Annotated in this window: 16 protein-coding genes and 1 pseudogene; 11 read left to right on the forward strand and 6 right to left on the reverse strand. The window is 66.8% G+C overall.

Annotation, left to right across the window (positions count from 1 at the left end; genetic code table 11):
• Positions 1-2: 2 nt before the first annotated feature.
• Positions 3-671 (reverse strand): GAP family protein, encoded by a 669-nt coding sequence (locus Y900_RS15245; protein ID WP_036342965.1) that lies wholly within the window; start codon positions 669-671, stop codon positions 3-5.
• Between the two features lie 62 nt (positions 672-733).
• Here Y900_RS15245 and Y900_RS15250 point away from each other — a divergent pair, with 62 nt between their 5' ends.
• Both Y900_RS15250 and Y900_RS15255 read left to right on the forward strand, forming a co-directional pair.
• Positions 734-1147, forward strand: coding sequence for a hypothetical protein (locus tag Y900_RS15250; protein WP_131536174.1), 414 nt, complete (start codon positions 734-736; stop codon positions 1145-1147).
• Positions 1148-1150: 3 nt separating this feature from the next.
• Positions 1151-2095, forward strand: coding sequence for a putative antibiotic biosynthesis monooxygenase (locus Y900_RS15255; RefSeq protein WP_036342966.1), 945 nt, complete (start codon positions 1151-1153; stop codon positions 2093-2095).
• Here Y900_RS15255 and Y900_RS15260 read toward each other — a convergent pair.
• Positions 2092-2394: a hypothetical protein gene (locus tag Y900_RS15260; protein WP_036342967.1), complete on the reverse strand. Its 303-nt coding sequence runs from the start codon at positions 2392-2394 to the stop codon at positions 2092-2094. The two genes, Y900_RS15255 and Y900_RS15260, sit on opposite strands and share 4 nt — an antisense overlap.
• Positions 2395-2546: 152 nt before the next feature.
• On the opposite strand from Y900_RS15260, the gene clpB reads away from it, so the two are divergent.
• The 6 genes from clpB (at position 2547) to Y900_RS15290 (ending at position 9473) form a co-directional block, all read left to right on the forward strand.
• Positions 2547-5093 (forward strand): ATP-dependent chaperone ClpB, encoded by a 2547-nt coding sequence (clpB, locus tag Y900_RS15265; protein ID WP_036342969.1) that lies wholly within the window; start codon positions 2547-2549, stop codon positions 5091-5093.
• Between the two features lie 62 nt (positions 5094-5155).
• Entirely contained in the window at positions 5156-6508 is a 1353-nt protein-coding gene (locus tag Y900_RS15270) for an alpha/beta hydrolase domain-containing protein (RefSeq protein WP_036342970.1), read from the forward strand.
• A 59-nt stretch (positions 6509-6567) separates the two neighbouring features.
• Positions 6568-7353: a trehalose monomycolate transport factor TtfA gene (ttfA, locus tag Y900_RS15275; RefSeq protein ID WP_036342971.1), complete on the forward strand. Its 786-nt coding sequence runs from the start codon at positions 6568-6570 to the stop codon at positions 7351-7353.
• Positions 7354-7370: 17 nt separating this feature from the next.
• Positions 7371-8147: an SDR family NAD(P)-dependent oxidoreductase gene (locus Y900_RS15280; protein ID WP_036342973.1), complete on the forward strand. Its 777-nt coding sequence runs from the start codon at positions 7371-7373 to the stop codon at positions 8145-8147.
• Positions 8134-8694: an orotate phosphoribosyltransferase gene (gene pyrE / locus Y900_RS15285; RefSeq protein WP_051660079.1), complete on the forward strand. Its 561-nt coding sequence runs from the start codon at positions 8134-8136 to the stop codon at positions 8692-8694. Before Y900_RS15280 ends, pyrE begins: the two co-directional genes overlap by 14 nt.
• Before the next feature lie 8 nt (positions 8695-8702).
• Entirely contained in the window at positions 8703-9473 is a 771-nt protein-coding gene (locus Y900_RS15290) for an FAD-dependent oxidoreductase (protein ID WP_036342974.1), read from the forward strand.
• Position 9474: 1 nt separating this feature from the next.
• Here Y900_RS15290 and Y900_RS15295 read toward each other — a convergent pair.
• A pseudogene (locus Y900_RS15295) lies at positions 9475-11344 on the reverse strand (putative bifunctional diguanylate cyclase/phosphodiesterase).
• Between the two features lie 57 nt (positions 11345-11401).
• On the reverse strand, positions 11402-12157 hold the full coding sequence (locus Y900_RS15300) for a hypothetical protein (protein ID WP_036342976.1): 756 nt from the start codon (positions 12155-12157) through the stop codon (positions 11402-11404).
• A 713-nt stretch (positions 12158-12870) separates the two neighbouring features.
• On the opposite strand from Y900_RS15300, the gene Y900_RS15305 reads away from it, so the two are divergent.
• The 3 genes from Y900_RS15305 to nhaA are packed head-to-tail and all read left to right on the forward strand — an operon-like array spanning position 12871 to position 16436.
• On the forward strand, positions 12871-13515 hold the full coding sequence (locus Y900_RS15305; RefSeq protein ID WP_036342977.1) for a TrmH family RNA methyltransferase: 645 nt from the start codon (positions 12871-12873) through the stop codon (positions 13513-13515).
• Between the two features lie 15 nt (positions 13516-13530).
• Positions 13531-14625 carry a glycoside hydrolase family 76 protein gene (locus tag Y900_RS15310; RefSeq protein WP_036342979.1) on the forward strand — a complete coding sequence of 365 codons (1095 nt, stop codon included), beginning with the start codon at positions 13531-13533 and terminating at the stop codon, positions 14623-14625.
• Positions 14622-16436 carry a Na+/H+ antiporter NhaA gene (nhaA, locus tag Y900_RS15315; RefSeq protein ID WP_036342980.1) on the forward strand — a complete coding sequence of 605 codons (1815 nt, stop codon included), beginning with the start codon at positions 14622-14624 and terminating at the stop codon, positions 16434-16436. The genes Y900_RS15310 and nhaA overlap by 4 nt, the downstream gene beginning before the upstream one ends.
• A 13-nt stretch (positions 16437-16449) precedes the next feature.
• Here nhaA and Y900_RS15320 read toward each other — a convergent pair whose 3' ends face one another.
• Both Y900_RS15320 and Y900_RS15325 read right to left on the reverse strand, forming a co-directional pair.
• Positions 16450-18561, reverse strand: coding sequence for an Rv1355c family protein (locus tag Y900_RS15320; RefSeq protein ID WP_036342981.1), 2112 nt, complete (start codon positions 18559-18561; stop codon positions 16450-16452).
• Positions 18562-18564: 3 nt separating this feature from the next.
• Positions 18565-19872, reverse strand: coding sequence for a cytochrome P450 (locus Y900_RS15325; protein ID WP_192827584.1), 1308 nt, complete (start codon positions 19870-19872; stop codon positions 18565-18567).
• Positions 19873-20018 lie beyond the last annotated feature (146 nt).

Here is a 20018-nt window from a genome sequence, read left to right on the forward strand (position 1 = left end):
GGCTACAGGCCGTGAACGCCCTTGTACAACACCATGGCACCGATGACGACCAGTATCACGGCGACCAGCGTCGCGTGCTGGGCCTCCATCCAGTTCTTGAGCTTGGTCAGCGGCTGGTCCAGCCGCTCACCGGCGACCAGATAGGCCAGCACCGGCAACGCCACCGAGGACGCCGCGACAGCGGTGAACACGGCGTCGGCCGTCCACGCCCCAGTGGTCCCCAGCCCCGCCGAGCCGATCGCCAAACCCGCTGCGGCACACATGAACAGGACCTTCGGGTTGACCACCACCAGCACCACCGCGGTCACGAAGGCGCGGGGTGGACCGATGCTGGTCATCGACGTCAGCCATTTGGGGGTGTGCTCCGTGCGCTTGCGAGTGAACCATCGGTAGAGCCCGAACCCGACGAGCGCCACCCCGATCACGATGCGGACGTAGGGCGCCCACGTCGGCTGCTTGTTGAGTCCGCCCAGAGCGTTGGACACCAGTACGAACGCCGCGGTCAGGCCGCCGATGCCGAGCACCCAGCCCAGCAGGAACGCCATGCTGGTCGGCCGGGGCGAGGGTGTGTGCAGCATGAGGATGCCCGGGATGATCGTCAGCGGGGACAGTGTGATGACGAGCGCCAGGGGGATTAGTTCGGTCAGCTCCGAACCGAGGCCGGTCGTCACAGATGCCTCCTGGGGCGTAGACGGGCAACGCTCGGTCACGGCTGACCGTACTATCTCTGCCCGTGGGCATGGATGCCGACGAAGAAAAGGGTGATGGCGGCCACGACGGCCAGCAGAACACCCTGGTCTACGTCTCCGGGGTGGCAGCGTTGGTGCTGCTCGCGATCCTGGTGTACGCGGTACTGGACACTTCGGACAGCTCGCAGCGGCGCGACGGGCCGGTGACCTACGCGCCGGCGATCAGCACCACCACGTCCTCGAGCAAGACGACGTCTTCCACCTCGCGCACCACTTCGACGCGGATCTCCACCACCGATCTCAACCCGGGGTCGGCGCCGTCGACCTCGACGTCGCCGTCAGACACCTCGGGCGAAGTGGTCATCCCGTCGGAGACCGAGTACACCACTCCCACGACGACGGTCACGTTGACCAACCCGTACGCCACGACCTCGGTCCCGAACGCCGGGCGGACCTAGCCCATGAGCACGGCGACCGTCGTCACGATCTTCCACCCCGCGAACGACCCCGCCGACTTCATCGAGTGGGCCGACACGATGCGCACCACCGCATCGGAGTCGACTGATTTCCGGGTCTCCGTGCTGGCTGATCCGCATCTGGACTGGGGACTCGCCGTCACCTTTGCCAACGCGCGGGCGCTGCACCATTGGTTAGACAGCTCGGCCCGCCAACGGTCGCTCAACGACGGCAGGCGGTGCGGAATTCTTCGTGCCACCGCAGACATCGTGATCGTCGAGGACAGCGGAGTGCCGTCCGGCGTCGGCTTCTTTCGGCACATGGTGGCGGCGGACCGCGCCGCCGACTTCGTAGCGGCCGAGGCTCAGCTGGCGGAGGTGAGCGCTCGGTTCAGCGGGTTCGAAGGATGTTGCACCTTCGCCCCGGACACCGGCGGCGATTCGTTCGCGGTGCTGCGGTTCCGTACCGAACACCAACTCGTGACGTGGCTGGAGTCTCCGGAACGCCGCGCCGCGCTGGGGCCGCTGCGGTTGAGCCTGACCCGAGAATTCTCCATGGTGTCCTCGATCACGACCTTCGGCAGCACCGTGCGGACCGAAAACGGCCACACCGCGGTCACTCCGAGATGGAAGACCGCGATGCTGATCCTGCTGGTGCTCTACCCGACGGTGATGCTGCTGTCGCGGTTCATGGGCCCGGTCCTCGACGGCGCCGGCGCCCCGCCGTGGTTGGCGATGTGGCTCAGTCAGGTGGTCAGCGTGGCTGTCCTGCAGTGGGCGCTGATGCCGTGGGTCGGGCGGTGGTTCCGGCGTTGGCTCGATCCGATCGACGGGGCGGGGGTCCGCATCAGCGTGCTCGGCGCGAGCGTGATCCTGGTCGGTTATCTGGTGACGCTGGGTGTGTTCGCGGTCGTGCGGTGGCTGCAGTACTGGGACTTCGCGCGAGGCTAGGTTCTCTTGAGCGTCCAGGCCGGAACCCAGTGCGTCACTGCCTTGCGTTTGGGCCCGTAGGAGATGTCGTAGGTGACCAGGCCCCACCAATCGCCCTGCTCGCACAATCCCCAGCAGGACAGCGTGCCATTGACGACCTTGTGCATCTGCAATCCATGCGGGTGGTAGCGGCCGGTACGGTGCGGTTCGCGGGGAAAGAGTGCGGTCAGATCGACGAGCACCGGTTCGGGCGGGGACACCGGCCGGAAGGGCGGCCGCAGCGGCTGACCGTTGTAACCAATCGATGTCAGCTCACCCACCAATCGATCATATGTTCGATCAGGGTCGCGAAAACAGATGCCGGAAGGCCCTATCGAAAATTGGGCGCAATCTTTTAAACTTGAGCGGAACAGACTCAACATTGACGGCGTTGTAGAGCTCGACAAGTTTTTCTAGACGAAACGGAGGTGTCGTGGATTCTTTCAACCCGACAACCAAGACTCAGGCGGCGCTGACCGCCGCGTTGCAGGCTGCCTCGGCCGCCGGCAACCCGGAGATCAGGCCGGCCCATCTGCTGTTGGCGCTGCTCACGCAGACCGATGGCATCGCTTCGCCGTTGCTCGAGGCTGTCGGTGTCGATCCAGCCACCATCCGCGCCGAAGCACAGCGACTCGTCGACCGGCTGCCATCAAGCAGCGGTGCGACCTCGCAACCTCAGCTCTCGCGTGAGTCACTTGCGGCGATCACCACCGCCCAGCAACTCGCAACAGAGATGGACGACGAATACGTCTCGACCGAGCACCTGATGGTCGGGCTCGCCACCGGCGACTCCGATACAGCCAAGCTGCTCACCGGTCACGGTGCCTCCCCCGAGGCGCTGCGCGATGCGTTCGTGAAGGTTCGCGGCAGCGCCCGTGTGACCAGCGCGGACCCCGAGGCGAGCTATCAGGCGCTGGAGAAGTACTCGACCGATCTGACTGCACGCGCCCGGGAAGGCAAGCTCGACCCGGTCATCGGCCGGGACACCGAGATTCGCCGCGTCATCCAGGTGCTGAGCCGGCGCACCAAGAACAATCCTGTGCTGATCGGTGAGCCGGGCGTCGGTAAGACCGCGATCGTCGAGGGCCTGGCCCAGCGAGTCGTGGCCGGCGACGTGCCGGAGAGCCTGCGCGACAAGACCGTTATCTCGCTGGACCTGGGATCGATGGTGGCCGGCGCCAAGTACCGCGGTGAATTCGAGGAGCGGCTCAAGGCGGTGCTCGACGACATCAAGAACTCGGCCGGGCAGATCATCACGTTCATCGACGAGCTGCACACCATCGTCGGTGCCGGTGCGACCGGAGAAGGCGCGATGGACGCCGGCAACATGATCAAGCCGATGCTGGCCCGTGGCGAGCTGCGGTTGGTCGGTGCGACGACCCTCGACGAGTACCGCAAGTACATCGAGAAGGACGCCGCCCTGGAACGCCGCTTCCAGCAGGTGCTGGTCGGCGAACCGTCGGTCGACGACACCGTCGGCATCCTGCGCGGGCTCAAGGACCGCTACGAGGTTCACCACGGCGTGCGTATCACCGACTCGGCGCTGGTGGCTGCGGCCACGCTGTCCGACCGCTACATCACGTCACGGTTCCTGCCCGACAAAGCCATCGACCTGGTCGATGAGGCCGCGTCACGGTTGCGCATGGAGATCGACTCGCGACCCGTCGAGATCGACGAGGTCGAGCGGATTGTCCGCCGCCTCGAGATCGAGGAGATGGCCCTGGCGAAGGAGTCTGACGATGCGTCCAAAGAACGGTTGGACAAGCTGCGCGCCGAATTGGCCGACAAGAAGGAGCAATTGGCCGAGCTGACCACGCGGTGGCAGAACGAGAAGAACGCGATCGACATCGTGCGCGACTTCACCGAGCAGCTCGACAAGCTGCGCGGTGAGGCCGACCGGGCCGAGCGTGACGGCGATCTGGCCAAGGCTGCCGAGCTCCGGTACGGCCGCATCCCCGAGATCGAGAAGAAGCTCGACGCGGCGTTGCCGGTGGCCGAAGCACGCGAGAACGTGATGCTCAAGGAGGAGGTCGGACCCGACGACATCGCCGACGTCGTGTCGGCGTGGACCGGTATCCCGGCAGGCCGGATGCTCGAGGGCGAGACCGCCAAACTGCTGCGGATGGAGTCCGAGCTGGGCAAGCGTGTCGTCGGACAGGTCAAGGCCGTGCAGGCCGTCTCGGATGCGGTGCGCCGCACCAGGGCCGGAGTGGCCGACCCGAACCGCCCGACAGGCTCGTTCATGTTCCTCGGGCCGACCGGTGTCGGTAAGACCGAACTCGCAAAAGCGTTGGCGGAGTTCCTCTTCGACGATGAGCGGGCCATGATCCGCATCGACATGAGCGAGTACGGCGAGAAGCACTCCGTCGCGCGACTCGTCGGTGCGCCTCCCGGGTACATCGGCTACGACCAGGGCGGTCAGTTGACCGAAGCGGTGCGGAGGCGGCCGTACTCGGTGGTGCTGTTCGACGAGGTCGAGAAGGCGCATCCGGATGTGTTCGACGTCCTGCTCGCCGTGCTCGACGAGGGCCGGCTGACCGATGGTCAGGGCCGCACGGTCGACTTCCGCAACACCATCCTGGTGTTGACCAGCAACCTCGGCGCCGGCGGCACCGAGGAGCAGGTGATGGCGGCGGTGCGCTCGGCCTTTAAGCCCGAGTTCATCAATCGACTCGACGACGTCATCGTCTTCGACGCACTGCAGCCCGACGAGTTGGTGTCGATCGTCGACATCCAGTTGGCTCAGCTGCAGAAGAGGTTGGCGCAGCGGCGTCTCACCCTCGAGGTGTCGTTGCCCGCCAAGCAGTGGCTTGCCGAGCGCGGATTCGACCCGCTCTACGGTGCCCGGCCGCTGCGCCGGCTGATCCAGCAGGCGATCGGTGACCAGCTCGCCAAGCTGCTGCTGGCCGGTGAGGTGCATGACGGCGATGTCGTGCCGGTAAACGTCAGCCCGGATGGCGAATCGCTGATCCTCGGCTGAGAGTGACGTGACGGGCCCCCGCACTTCGGTGCGGGGGCCCGCCCGCCTCTGCTATTGATTTGATGGTGCCGACCACTGATCCCGTCATCACGGCGGTTTCCGGGCAGCCGAATCTGCTGCTCGGCGCCTACGACCTGGCGACGCTGGGATATCGCGCCGACGAGTTCTTCGTCTCGGGTACGGCGGCCTCCTACGCGCCGCCGGATTCAGCGGACTACGTCACGCGCGTCGTGGTGCTGCGACCGGTCGACGACGCCGCCTGGAACGGGACCGCCATCGTCGAATGGCTCAACGTCAGCGGCGGAATCGATGCTCCCGCCGTCTGGTTCATGGCGCACCGGGAGATCGCCCGCAGCGGCTACGCCTACGTCGTGGTCTCCGCGCAACGGGTCGGGATCGAAGGCGGCCTCAGCCTGGTGGGCGATGCGTCTCTGAAAACACTGGATCCGCAACGCTATTCAGACCTCAGTCATCCTGGTGATGCGTATGCCTACGACATCTTCACCCAGGTCGGCCGGGCCGTGCGTGCCGGCAGGGTCGACGGCCTGGCCCCGGCCGTCGTGCTCGCGGCCGGAGAATCGCAGTCGGCCACCTTCCTGACCACCTACGTCAACGAGGTCGATCCGGCCGCGGCGGTGTTCGACGGCTTCCTGATCCACTCCCGGTTCGGCTCGGCGGCACCGCTGGACGGCACTTCGCTGCTCGACGAAGCCGGGTCGTTCCACTCCGTAGCGGTGCCGTTCCGCGCGGACCTGCGTGTGCCCGTGCTGGCCGTGATCACCGAGACCGATCTGCTCGACGCCCGGCTGCTGGGCTACCGGCACGCCCGCGTACCGGACGCCGAGCACCTTCGGGTCTGGGAGATCCCCGGCTCGGCGCACGCCGACAACTACACGATCCGGGTCGGCTTCATCGACAACGGCGCCGTCCCGCTCGAGCAGCTCGTGGTGGCGTACGCGCCCACCAACGAGCTGATGGGCCAACAGCTGCCGCACTTCATCAACTTCGCCCCGCAACACCACTACGTGCTGCAGGCCGCGGTCGCGCAATTGCACGACTGGGTGCGCACGGGAAGGCCGGCGCCGAGCGCGCCCCGGATCGACCTGACCGACACTGACCCCGCTGAAATCGTCCTCGATGCGCACGGTGTGGCCACCGGCGGCGTGCGAACGCCCTGGGTCGACGTCCCCACGGCTCGGACATCGGGGGCCGGCTCCGACGACAACGTGCTGCTCGCAATCTTCGGCTCGGGAGAGCCGTTCGACGCCGCGACGCTGGCCGAGTTGTATCCGGGCGGCGGCGCCGATTACCTGGAGCGGTTCACCGCCGCGCTGGACGCCGCCATCGCGGCCGGAGTCCTGCTGGCGGCCGACCGCGCGGAAATCCTGGAACTCGCCGAGGCGACCGGGCCGTAATAGGTCTGTGACCTGCTGGAGTTCTCGCTTCCGGGCAGTGAGCAGATACGCTAGGCCTAATGGTTCCGTTCTGGTTCACGCTGTCCGCGCTCTGCTTCGTGGGTGCGGCGGTGCTGTTGTACGTCGACATCGGTCGTCGACGTGGTTTGGGCCGCCGCCGTAAGTCCTGGGCGCGGTCGCACGGGTTCGACTTCGAACCCGAGTCCGCCGAGATCATCGACCGCTGGAAGCGCGGGGTGATGTCCACCGTCGGCGATGTCACCGCCCGCAACGTGGTGCTCGGGCAGATCCGCGGTGAAGCGGTGTACATCTTCGACCTCGAAGACGTCGCCACGGTGATCGCGCTGCACCGCAAGGTCGGCACCAACGTAGTGATGGATCTGCGCCTCAAGGGCATCGCCGAGCCGCGGGAGAGCGACGTCTGGCTGCTGGGCGCCATCGGCCCGCGGATGGTCTATTCGACCAACCTGGACGCCGCCCGCCGGGCGTGCGACCGTCGCATGGTGACGTTCGCCCACACCGCGCCGGACTGCGCCGAGATCATGTGGAACGAGCAGAACTGGACGCTGGTCTCCATGCCGATCTCGTCCACCCGGGCCCAGTGGGATGAAGGGCTGCGCACCGTGCGGCAGTTCAACGACCTGCTGCGGGTGCTGCCCCCGACCGTGCAGCCGGCGCTGACCCAGTCAGCCGGGCGGCGCAACGCCTCCCCAGGCCGCCCGCTGGCCCCCGCAGGCCGCCGGGAACTGCCGCCGGGACATGTCGATGCGCCGCCGCCGCTGCGTCCGCAGCAGCCGCGCAGTGTCGGCCAGACTGGCACTCAGGCTCCCAACTACCAGCGCTGACCCGGTAGGGTCGCCGCGTGCCCCGTCCTGTCGCCCTGATCACCGGCCCCACCGCGGGCCTCGGTGCGGGCTACGCCCGCCGCTACGCGCGGGACGGCTACAACCTCGTCCTGGTTGCCCGCTCCGTGGATCGACTCGAGGACCTCGCCGCCGAGCTGAGGGCCGCCCACGGTGTCGACGTCGAGGTGCTGCCCGCCGATCTCACTGAGGGCCCTGACCGCGCGCGAGTCGCCGACCGGCTGGCCGCCGGGGTGCAGGTGCTGGTGAACAACGCCGGGTTCGGCACGTCCGGTGAGTTCTGGACCGCCGACCCCGCCCAGCTGCAGGCCCAGCTCGACGTCAACGTCACTGCCGTCATGCACTTCACCCGCGCGGCCCTGCCGTCGATGATCGAGGCAGGCTCGGGCACCGTGATCAACATCGCCAGTGTGGCCGGGCTGCTGTCAGGTCGTGGATCGACCTATTCGGCGTCGAAGGCCTGGGTGGTGTCGTTCACCGAAGGGCTGGCAAACGGTATCGCCGGCACCGGCGTCAGCATTCACGCCGTCTGCCCGGGATTCGTGCACACCGAATTCCATGAGCGGGCGGGCATCGACATGAAGTCGATCCCGAACATCTTGTGGCTCAATGTCGATGACGTTGTCGCCGTAAGCCTGGCCGATGTGGCCAAGGGCAAGGTCATCAGCATTCCCGGTCTGCAGTACAAAGTACTGACCTCGGTGGGCCGACTCGTCCCGCGTGGGCTGGTCCGCGCGGTCAACAACACGATGGGAAGAGGCCGTGGGCGCACCTGAACTCAACGCCACCGAACGCGCCGAACTCGCCGAGCTGGTCCGCCAGCTGTCTGTGGTGTTCGGCAGGGTGACCCTGTCGTCGGGCAAGGAGGCCGACTACTACGTCGACTTGCGCCGCGCCACGTTGCACCATCGGGCCGCTCCGCTGATCGGTCGGCTGATGCGCGAACTGACTGCGGACTGGGACTACGCCGCCGTCGGCGGGCTGACCATGGGTGCTGACCCGGTGGCCAGCGCGGTCATGCACGCGCCGGGCCGCCCCATCGACGCCTTCGTGGTGCGCAAAGCAGTGAAAAGCCATGGGATGCAACGTCTGATCGAAGGCGCTGAAGTATCCGGCAAGCGGGTCCTGGTGGTCGAGGACACCAGCACCACTGGTGGCTCCGCGCTGACGGCCGTGCAGAGTGTGCGCGAGGCGGGTGGGACCGTCGTGGGGGTTGCGACGGTGGTGGACCGGGCAACCGGGGCGGCCGAGGCGATCGAGGCCGAAGGGGTGCCCTACCGGAGCCTGCTGGGTCTGGCCGACCTGGGCCTGCCGACCACCTGATACCTCCGGTGAAAAACGACGAGGAGCTCATCGAGGCTTCGGAATGGCCGTGGGACGACGTCGTCGACGTGATCTGCGCCGGCGCTGGGCCCGGCGCGCTCGCCCACGCGATCTGCTGCGCCGACCATGATTTGGACGTGGAAATCGCTGACGCGGAGATCTCTTGGCAGACAATGGATTCCGATATCGCGGCATACTTGGAATCGATGACCGAAGATCTCGGGCTGGAAGGTACGCCGGTCCGGGATCTGGAGCTCACGGCCGTTCGGGCCCAGCCGGTGCCGGTCAAGGCTGATCGGCGCGCCACGATCGAACCATTCTTCGGCTCCCGGTTGCGCGATTGGTCGGTGCGCTGCATCGCCTCGCCGTTCGGCGTGATCTACAGCCAGGTTCCCGACATCATGACGCCGATGCGCTCCGAATCCGAGACCGTCCGGGTCGCGGTGTTGGGCGATCAGCGGTCCGACGCGGACCGTCCCGGCTTGGCGTTGGCCCAGTGGCTGCGTCAGCAGGCCGACGCACGAGACATTTACGGTGCGCGCGGTACGGTGTTGCAGCGGTTGATCTTCGAGCACGGGCGCATAGCCGGCGCGGAATTGGCAACGCCGGAACGGACGCGACTGGTGCGTGCTACCGAAGGCGTGGCGCTGTCGATCGGACCGTTGCCCGCCGAGGCTGACTGGCCTGTCCAAACCGGGTTACCCGGCGGTGCGCAGGTCGCGCTGGTGAGTCGAACAGCCAGTAGATTCGGCCGCGTGGAACTGCTGTACAGCCTCTGAATCAGTTCCGGCTGGGCACGGAAAAGTCTACCGGGATAACTCGTTTGGCGAACAGCTCGGCCATGGCATCGCTGGGGATGGGCCGTGACAGCAGGAATCCCTGAGCGCGGTGGCAGCCGTGCTGGAGGAGGGTCATCGCCGCGGTCGGCGACTCCACACCCTCGGCGACCAGTTCGAGATTGAATGCCTCGGCCAGAGCGATGATCGCCCGGACGATCGCCAGATCTTCCGGGTTGGTGCCCAGATCGAGGACGAAGCCCTTGTCGATCTTGAGGGTGTCCACTGGAAGCGATTTCAGATGGGTGAGCACGCTGTAGCCGGTGCCGAAGTCGTCGATGGCGATGCGCACACCGACATCTTTGAGCCCGGCCAGTGTGATGCGGGTGGTCTCGATGTCCTGCACCACAACACTTTCGGTGATCTCCAGGCACACCGATTTGCCGTCGAGGCCGAACTCGGCGATCGTGTCGGCGACCGATTGGACGAACCCGTCCGCGACCAGCTGCACGGGGGAGACGTTGATCCGGATGACCGCATCCTCGGCGATGCCGCTGGCCTGCCAGCGACTGAACTCCTCGCATGCGGTGCGCATCACCCAGCGGCCCAATTCGCCTGCCAAATTGATGGATTCGGCGACGTGGATGAACGAGTCCGGCAGCAGCAGACCGCGGGTCGGGTGCTGCCAGCGAACCAGCGCCTCGGTTGCCGAGGATCTCCCCGGTGCGCATGTCGACTTCGGGCAGGTAGTGCAGGATCAGCGACCCGGTGTCGATCACGTTCTGTAGGTGCAACTCGATGTCGTTGCGGAACTCACTTCTCAGCGACATCTCGTCGGTGAAGACCGCGATCTTGTTTCCGCCTGCGTTCTTGGCGTTGAGCACTGCCTGGTCGGCGCGGCGCAGCAGGTCCGACGTGGTATCCCGACCAGGAACGCCCAATGCGACACCGGCACTGACGGTGCGGGTGAGCGTCTCACCGCCGATCGTCACCCGGTCGCGCAATGCATCCTGTAGCCGGTGGGCCAAGGCCTCGGCGGCTTCGGCGTCAACCGAACCGGCCGGAACGATCACGAACTCGTCACCACCGAGGCGGGCGATCACGTCGCCGTCGCCGGTCTCCTCGCGCAACCGGTCGGCGAATGCCTGGATGAACCAGTCGCCCGCGTGGTGACCGAGGTAATCGTTGATCGCCTTGAGGCGGTCGAGGTCGAGGAACAACACCGAGACCGGGCCTTCCTGACCGACGCGCAGCCGTTCATCGAGATGGGCGAGCAGTGCGCGGCGGTTGTGCAGTCCGGTCAAGTCATCGTGCTCAGCCAGGTAGCGCAGCTGGTCTTCGGCGACCACCCGCGCCTGCACCTGGGCGAACAAGGAGGCGATCGCCTTGAGTGCGTTCAGCTCCTCAGGCGTCCAGTCCTTAATGCCGAACTTGATGAAACCGATGCATCCGGTTGTGGTGTCGCCGGACAGCAGCGGAACCGATGCCATCGAGGTCAACGCCATGCCCGTGCCCTCCTCAACGAGGCGCTGGTACTCGTCCTCGGGAATCGGATCGGGGCGGAAGAAGACGGGTTCCTTTGCGTGCTCGGCGGCGGCGAAGACTGGGTCCGCGTCAGTGAAGTAGATCAGTTCGAGGGGGTCTGGGTCGCGCTGGTGTGGTGGCCACTCTGCGATCAATCGGGTCGCCCGGATGCTGTGCTCGTTGTAGCGGAGAAAGCACACATCCACGCCGAAGGAAGCCGACAGCTGGCCGAGAACTTGCTGGCTAACACCCGGGGATGTCGCGGCATCGACAGCCATCAACTGCGTCGCGACATGCGTGACGAGATTCTCCAGGCTGTCAGCAGGCCCGGTCTCGGAAGGTGTGGTCATCCTGCCATCTCGTGATTAGTGGAGCTTAGGAGATGGTATCGGTTTGTGGATTTTGTGCTAGCTTCCGCTCCCGGCCAGCAAGCCAAAGCCGCTGAACTCGTCGGAGATGTCGGCCAGCATGCGCATCTCCTTGACGATTTTGGCCAACTGCCCCGGCTCGGCGTGATTGGCGAACGTGCGCCTATCCCACCACATCATCTTCGTGCGGTAGCGATCGCTGGGGTAAGCCGCCGCGGGGATCTTGGAGGCCACTACACCACCGGAGGTGCTCCACCGGTCCAGGACGTGCGCGGCGGCTGTCGCCAGGATGAACTGGGCCCCGAGCAGAGTCATCGTGGGGAAGGCGGTGCGCGCGAACGTCCGGGTGAGCTCACCGCTGCGGGCCGGGTCGTCACTGACCCACGCCGACTTCATCTCGACCACGCCGAAGGGCAGGCGGTCGGTGATCATCTTGCGTACGGCATCCTGGCCCGGCTGACCGTCCCACTCGACGATCGCGTGCGATTCGTCGGCAAGGAGGTACGGCCCCTTGGCCCGCAGGCCGCCGAGCATTCTTCCATTCTCGTCCAGCGCGGTGTAGAACAGCGTCGTGTCGTGGCCATCACGGAACGAGTCGATATCCAGCGCCGCCTCCACGCCGTGTTTTGCATAACTATTCAGCGCTCCCCGAAGGCAGTCCTCCCATAGCCCAGGTTCGCTGTCCGGTTGGGCGAGGACGATGGTGCAGCCGGTATCTTCGTCGCGCCAGCTAATGGTTTCGGGCAGGGTGTAGAGCTTTTCTTCCGGAAAGGCCAGCACGGAGGCGTTCATCATTTCCCATCTTTTGAGGGGCCTGCGGTAGGGGGTTCCGCAGCGGTGACCGAGGTGGAACAAGGGTTATTTATTCGAACTTGCAAATATCAGTATCTCGCCGAAACGTGCCAAGACTCCAGCCGTTAGCCGGAAAAGCGCTGGTTACCGGGGGGTAGCCGACGAAATCCGATGTGCACCCCGGCCGATGCGACGGCTTGCGTGAACACCTGTGCGCACAGAATTCCTGGTCAAGGGCGGCGCGCCTGCCAAGGGAGCTGGAGACCCTAAACTCCATATCGGCGGAGACCGAACCGTTATTACCGGCGCTGTGGCGGGCGCATGGCATGTGCCGAGCGTGATCTAGGGGGCAGAAAGGGCCGTGGGTGACCTGTATCGCACCTCTGTCGGCACCCTGCGGGATCACCGCGCCGTGGCCGAGAATTACCGTCCTCGGCACGGTAATTCCGGCTGCGACAAGGCCCATCTTCCTAACGCCATGCGCAGAACTAGCCAGCAAATCGAGCTATACCCTCGCCAAGGCGAAGATCGGTGAATCGCCGGCACCGGCGGGCCGGAACACCAAAGTTGCTGGATCTCCCCGGGCTCGGTGAATTCCTGCGTGTCGACACGGGCGCTGAGCCCGATGCCAGCGGCCCAGAACCGGGCGTGCGCGTCCTATGGTGCTTGCGTGCTGATCCTGCCGGACGCCCCGCCCGATGCGGTCTGGGTCACCCGTGACTGACCCCGGTCCCACCGAATGGAGCACCGGGGCCCCCGGCGTCGGACCCTGGGCGGGCGGCCTGCCCGACGATCCTCGCTATGACCCAGACTTGTTGCGCCAGGGCGACACTCGCAACGTCGTCGACGCCTACCGCTACTGGACGCGGGAAGCGATCATCGCCGACATCGATCGGCGCAGACACGCGCTGCACATCGCGATCGAGAATTTCGGCAACGACGCCAACATCGGCGCGGTGGTCCGCACCGCCAACGCATTCGCTGTCGACACCGTGCACATCGTCGGCCGCCGGAGGTGGAATCGCCGCGGCGCCATGGTCACCGACCGCTACCAACGGCTGGCCCATCACGAGAACACCGCGGATCTGCTGGCTTTCGCCGCCGGTGCGGGACTGACCGTGGTCGCTGTCGACAACGTCCCGGGCGCGGTGCCGCTGGAAACCACCGTCCTACCCCGGGATTGTGTGTTGGTCTTCGGGCAGGAAGGGCCGGGCATCTCCGAAGCCGCCCAGACAGGGGCGGCGATCACCGTGTCGATCGCACAATTCGGGTCGACACGCAGCGTCAACGCCGCCGTCGCCGCCGGCATCGCCATGCACGCCTGGATCAGGCAATGGGCCGACCTTTCACAGGCCTGGTAGGGCAGGATTGACGGCATGGACCAGCTGTGGGCGAACCGTGCTGCCAGCGCCGAAACAGCCGTCGCGAAGCGGCACCTGCGCCGGCTCTGGGGACTGCCCGGAACACAACTCGGCGTCGTCGCGTGGCCGCCCGCGCGCCGGGACCGGCTGTTCGGGACGTGGCATTACTGGTGGCAGGCGCACCTACTCGACTGCCTTGTCGATGCGCAGTTGCGTGACCCGCAGCCGCACCGGCTCGGCGAGATCAAGCGGCAGATCCGCGGGCACCGGCTGCGCAACAACGGACGCTGGACCAACAGCTATTACGACGACATGGCCTGGCTGGCCTTGGCGCTCGAGCGCGCCGACCGGGTGGCGGGGGTAGGACGGCCGCGTGCACTGAAGAGGTTGTGCGAGCAGTTCATCACGTCCTGGGTGCCTGAAGACGGCGGCGGAATCCCTTGGCGCAAGCAGGATCAGTTCTTCAACGCCCCCGCCAACGGCCCGGCCGGGATCTTCTTGACCCGCTATGAGGATCGGCTGCGCCGGGCCCAGCAGATGGCCGACTGGATCGACGAGACCTTGATCGACCCCGAGACCCACCTGGTCTTCGACGGCATCAAGGCCGGCTCGCTGGTACGCGCCCAGTACACCTACTGCCAGGGCGTGGTGCTGGGATTGGAGGCCGAGCTCGCCGCGCGCACGCACGACCACCGGCACGCGGAGCGGGTGAGGCGACTGGTCGCGGCGATCGGTGAACACATGGCGCCCGACGGAATCCTGAACGGGGCCGGCGGCGGCGACGGTGGTCTATTCGCCGGGATCACCGCCCGCTACCTCGCGCTCACCGCTATGGTCCTGCCGGACGACGCGGCGGCGGACACGCGCGAGAGCGCCCGCGCTCTCGTGCTCGCGTCGGCGGAGGCGGCGTGGGACAACCGCCAAAACCTCGACGGCTTGCCGTTGTTCGGCCCCTCCTGGGGCAGCATCGCCGAGATCCCCACCGCGGGTGGCGGACACGCACAGTTCGTTGAGGGCGCGGTGAACTCGTCGCAGACACCCGAGCGTGACTTGTCGGTGCAGCTGTCGGGTTGGATGTTGATGGAGGCGGCGCATACGGTGACAGCGTGAGAGGTAGCCGGTTGGGTCGCGATCCGACAGCGAAGCGATTTGGCGAGAACGCCGCCGCGGCCCTGCTGTTGACATTCACCCTCGCGGCCATCCTGTGGGCGAATTCTCCCTGGGCACACACCTATTCCGAGTTCTGGGAAACGCACGTCGGCCTCAGCTTCGGAAACCTGCACGGCGAGTTGACGGTCAAGGAGCTCGTCAACGACGCGTTGATGGCGTTCTTCTTTTTCATCGTCGGCCTGGAGGTCAAGGCCCAGTTCACCATCGGCGAACTGACGGAGCGTTCCCGCGCCCTGGTACCCGTGGTCGCCGCGATCGCCGGGCTGACGATGCCCGCGGTGATTTTCCTGCTGTTCAACCCCTCCGGTCAGGACGCCAGCGCGTGGGGTGTGGTCATCTCTACCGACACCGCGTTCCTGGTCGGGGCGCTGGCCATCATCGCGCCCAAATATCCGGCGCGGCTGCGGACGTTCCTGCTGACGTTGGCCGTCGTCGACGACGTGGGCGCACTGGCCGCCATCGCGCTGTTCTATTCCGAACAGATCCGCATCGGCCCGCTGCTGGTCGCGGTGGTGCTCGTCGGTGCGCTGATCGGCGTGCGCTACCTGCCGGCCGCCGTCCGCGGGGCGTCGTATTCGATTCTCGCCGTTGCCCTCTGGCTGGCATTGTTCGCCGGCGGAGTGCACCCGACCCTCGCCGGTGTGCTGGTTGCACTGGTGATCCCGGTGTTCACGCCCGAACGGCAGCGAGTGGAGGCGGCCGTCGACGTGATCCGGGCGTTCCGCCAGTCACCGAACTCGGAGTACGCCCGCGCCGCCACCCGGAGCCTGCGCGACTCGATCTCGATCAACGAGCGGCTGGTGACGGGGTTCGGGCCCTACGTCTCGTTCGGCGTGTTGCCGTTGTTCGCGTTGGCCAACGCAGGCGTGCGGCTGGACGCCGACACCGTGCTGGCGGCAGTCCGCTCACCACTGACCTGGGGTGTGGTGGCCGGCCTGGTGCTGGGCAAGCTGATCGGCATCACGGGCGCGACCTGGATCGTGCAGCGCACCGGGCTGGGCCGGCTGTCCCCGGGCTTGACGCTGCGGCGCGTCGCCGGCGGTGCGGCACTGTCCGGTATCGGCTTCACCATCTCGCTGTTCATCGTCGACCTGGCGATCACCAATCCGCGTTCGGCAGACCTGGCCCGCGTCGGTGTCCTGGCGGCATCGGTGATCGCATTCACTCTGGGGTGGGCGGTCTTTCGGCTCACCGACAAGCTCAGCCCGCCGGTGCCGGTCGGCCACAAGCTGGTCCGCGACATCGACCCGGAACGCGACCACATCCGCGGGCGGGTCGACGCGCCGCTGACCCTGGTGGAATACGGCGATTTCGAGTGCCCATTCTGCAGCCGTGCCACCGGATCGATCGACGAAGTGCGCGAGTACTTCGGCGACCGATTGCGGTACGTGTGGCGGCATCTGCCGCTGGAGCGGGTACATCCGCGCGCCATGGACGCCGCCCGGGCCAGCGAGGCCGCCGCCCTGCAGGGCAAGTTCTTCGACTTGGCGGTACAGATGTTCGAGTTCCAGGACTACCTGGAATGGCAGCACATCTACCGCTACGCCGACCAAGTCGGTTGTGACATCGAACAATTCGATGATGATCTGCATTCATCGCGGGTGCTGCACCGGGTCGACGACGACGCTCAGGACGCCGAGCTGATGGACCTCAACGCGACACCGACGTTCTTCGTTAACGGCGTTCGGCACAAGGGCCCATGGGATGCGGCGAGCCTGATCCGTGCGTTGGAGGCCGGGCCGCCGAACTGAACCCGGATCTGGGTCAGCTGGTCGAGGGAAGCGGGCGTCGCCGGCTGCGGACCGACGCGGGCCCGGCGTGTGCCAGCCGGAGAATCAAGACCAGCGATTCGCCAGTCTGGACGCCGGTCAGCTCGGTGAACCTCGACTTGAGCTCGACCAGTTCAGGGGCGAAAGTCGGTGCCAGCTCGGACAGTTCGTGGTGGTGCACGGCGTGCAGGAAGACCGGTGAGATGGGGTGCACCGCCAGGCCGTATTGCTGGGCGACGATCCACACGGCTTCGGCAGCAGATCCGCCGCGGGCGTAGTCGATGAGCTGATGTCCGTTCGTCGTGATCACGGCTACCGCCGACGTCGCATGCACGCGCTTGGCGACATCCTCGCCGAGGGCCTCCCCGGCGTCCCAATCCGCCAGCAGGCCCATCACGTCGGAGCGCCGCAGGATATCCATCACCGCGAAGTCCCCAGGGGCGAGTTCCAGCCCGCGGACGTCGATTCCACTGTGCGCCGGCTCGTCGCCGGGCCAGCGCATCTCAGAGATCATCTCCCTGTGCAGCCGCGGGGTGAGAAAACGTAGCCGATCGGTCGCCGCCAGAATTGTTGCTGCAGTGTCGATATCGCTGCGCTCGGTAAGCAGGTGCAGCCCGGCACCCTCGCGGGCCGCCCACTGGTTGAGTGCGTCGACGGTTTCCGTGGCCAACGGCTGCGGAGTGCCTTGGCGGCGATTGGTCTCCCGCCGCAGCATCGGCTCGTACAGCGCGGCAAGTTCGGCGTCGCCGCCGGCGCCCAGCCGCAGCGTGGCCTCGAGCAGAGTGGCCCCGTCCGAGGTCCATTCCACCGGGCCGAGAACCCCGGTGTGCGCCGCCGCGATCCGGGCATTGAAGGTCGCCGCGCCGACCGCCACCGCGCTGCCGCGGAACGCGACGTCCATCATCGACTTGTATTGCGGGGCAATCCGTATCCGCACCGAGTCCGCTGCGGCCTCGATCTCCCAGGGCTGGGCATTGCCGCCGGAGGGAGCGCGCACCGCGGCGCGGGCGATCGCGGCCGCCGCCTCACGTGGCTCCTCGACATCGGGCGCCGGCTGGTCGGCGTCCGTGTGCGCCGGGGCGCCCAGTTCCGGTTCGGAGATCTCATCGAGCGCCTGGCCGACGTCGATGCGGACCTGGCCCGATGCCAACGGCTCGCCGAGGCCGATGCGGCGCGCGCCCTCGGCGACGATGGTGGCGCCCAGCGTGACCTCGCCGGCCAGCTGCGGCCAGGTGGACAGCGTGTGGCCCACCTCGACCAAAGACGCGGTCAACCGTCCCGACGACCGGCTGGCGTCCAGGTGACGCAGCATGTACGGGATGCGGTCCTGCTGGGACAACGCGGCCAACTGCGCGGAGTCCACGCCGCCGAGAACGCCGTGCATGACTGCGCGGTGCGGCTCGAGGTCGAACCGCTCGACGTCGATCAGCCCACGATCACTGGTGGCCATCAGCACCGGGAGCCGCCGTTCCCGGGCCGCCTCGCGGATTCGGACCTTCATGTCCAGCGAATCGCATTCCTCGACCACGATGTCGATGTCGTCGAGGAACTCGCCGAGGGAAGCCGCGCGCACGCCCGAGGTCATGACCTCTACCCGCAGGTACGGATCGAGTTCCGCGATCCGCCGCGCCGTGACGATCGCCTTGTTGAGACCGATGTCCAGGATCGTGGCAGGCACCCGGTTCAGGTTCGACAGTTCGAGATGGTCGAAGTCAGCGAGTCGCAGTGTGCCGCAGAGGCCTTCGGCGGCGAGCGTATGAGCGATGACATGGCCGACGCTCAGCCCCGCGATCGCGATCCGCACGGTGCGCAGCCGTCGTTGCTCTGCGGTGGTGATCAGGTTGCGGTTGCGGTCGGTTCGGACGGCCTGAAACCCATTGGGGCCCAGGATGGCAACGACCGTCCGTCGCCACGGATAGTGCGCCCAGCGGGTGGGTTCGTCGAGCAGCTCAGGTCCCGGTGCGGGCTGCAACTTCCGGAGGTCCTCGAGAAGTGCCGCGCGGTGGTCGATGAACTCGATACCGGGGTCCCGCCGAAGCGCATCGAGGCCGGCGTCGCCGTCGCTCAGGATGTGTGCGGAGTAGCCTGCTGTTTCGTCGACGGCCATGTGTCAGCGCTTTCGGACTCGGGCGCGGATCGGTGCGCCGGCGATCATCGTGAAATGCAATGCGAGCGGGAAATCCGGTTCGAGCGAAGTGATTTCGGCTCGGCGGATGATGCTCGCCAAGGCGAGCGTGACTTCCAGCATGGCGAAGTGGTCACCGATACAGGAGCGGGGACCACCCCCAAACGGGATGTACTGCCACCGTTCGAGCTTCTTGGCGGCCTCCGGGCCGAACCGGTCGGGATTGAAGCGCAGCGGTTCATCCCACAGGGCAGGATCGCGCTGGACCGCCATCCTACCCAGCACCACCATGGTGCCGGCCTCCACCCGATAACCGGCGACGTCGAGGTCTCGGCACGCCATCCTGGTGCCGGTCGGTGCGGGCGGGCACAGCCGCAGCGACTCGCGCACCACCTGCGCGGTGTAGCCCAGGTTCGGCAGGTCGTCGGGGTTCAATGGTCGATCGGGCAGGGCCGCCACCTCGGCGACGACGCGGTCCTGGCAGGCCGGATCGTGGCCTAGCGCCCACAATGCATAGGCCAGCGTGGTCGCGGTGGTGTCGTGACCGGCGAACATGAAGATGATGATCTCGTCGCAGATTTCGGAGTCCGACAGCCGCTTTCCGGTCTCGGGATCCTCTGCGGCGATCAGGGCGTGGACCAGCGGCGCCACCCGGTTCGGATCGCGCCGGCACTCGCTGACGATGTCGCCGGCGAGACGATGCAGCTTAGCGCTGGCCTCGCGTGCCCGCCGTCGCGCCGTGGTGGGCAGCCAGCGAGGGGCGCGTACCGGGCGGGTGGCGCGCGAGATCGCGTAGGACAGCGCGACCCGCAGGGGTCCGGCGACGTCGTCCGCGCGTGCCTCGAGGTCCATGCCGAGCACGGACCGGCCGAGCGCACGCAGGGTGAGCGCGCGGGACTCGGCGTCGAGGTCCACCTCGCCGCCGTCCGTCCAGGCATCGCACACCGAGTCGGCGGCTTGCGCCATGTGGCCGCCGAATTCGCGGACCCGCTGCTTGGTGAACACGGGCTGGATGGTGCGCCGGCGAGGCCGCCACGGTTCATACGGGAGGTCGGCGAGGTTGGCGCCGATGATCCGGCGCATCTCGTCGAACACCGGGCTGGTCTTGTCGACCGACCCGTCCTTGATGCTGAGGACGTCGCGCAGCGCGGCCGGCGAGGTGACGAGAACCATCGGCGGCATCAGCCAACGTGGGCCGACGGTGAACCTGGTGACCGGGCCACCGGCGTCGCGCAGTCTCTCGGTGCCCGTGCTGAATTCCTTGACGGCTTTGAGGCGCTGGCGCAACGGCATCGGGTTCACCGGCGCCAGCGGCAACGATTCGAGGCCACCGGTGGATGGGGCCTGAGTCACGTGGTCCTCCACTATTTCACTGAGGAACGAAAGTGTACCGATCGAGTCCGGGTTTAATGATGGGGGCGTAAACGGGCGTGGGAAGA

It is taken from the genome of Mycolicibacterium aromaticivorans JS19b1 = JCM 16368, from assembly GCF_000559085.1.
GTDB classification, from domain to species: Bacteria; Actinomycetota; Actinomycetes; order Mycobacteriales; family Mycobacteriaceae; genus Mycobacterium; species Mycobacterium aromaticivorans.

Excerpts from the sequence above, each read along its gene's own strand:
- Y900_RS15255 (WP_036342966.1), top strand. The coding sequence starts at position 1,151 with ATGAGCACGGCGACCGTCGTCACGATCTTCCACCCCGCGAACGACCCC.
- Y900_RS15270 (WP_036342970.1), top strand. The coding sequence starts at position 5,156 with ATGGTGCCGACCACTGATCCCGTCATCACGGCGGTTTCCGGGCAGCCG.
- ttfA (WP_036342971.1), top strand. The coding sequence starts at position 6,568 with ATGGTTCCGTTCTGGTTCACGCTGTCCGCGCTCTGCTTCGTGGGTGCG.
- Y900_RS15300 (WP_036342976.1), bottom strand. The coding sequence starts at position 12,157 with ATGATGAACGCCTCCGTGCTGGCCTTTCCGGAAGAAAAGCTCTACACC.
- Y900_RS15310 (WP_036342979.1), top strand. The coding sequence starts at position 13,531 with ATGGACCAGCTGTGGGCGAACCGTGCTGCCAGCGCCGAAACAGCCGTC.
- Y900_RS15320 (WP_036342981.1), bottom strand. The coding sequence starts at position 18,561 with ATGGCCGTCGACGAAACAGCAGGCTACTCCGCACACATCCTGAGCGAC.
- Y900_RS15325 (WP_192827584.1), bottom strand. The coding sequence starts at position 19,872 with ATGCCGTTGCGCCAGCGCCTCAAAGCCGTCAAGGAATTCAGCACGGGC.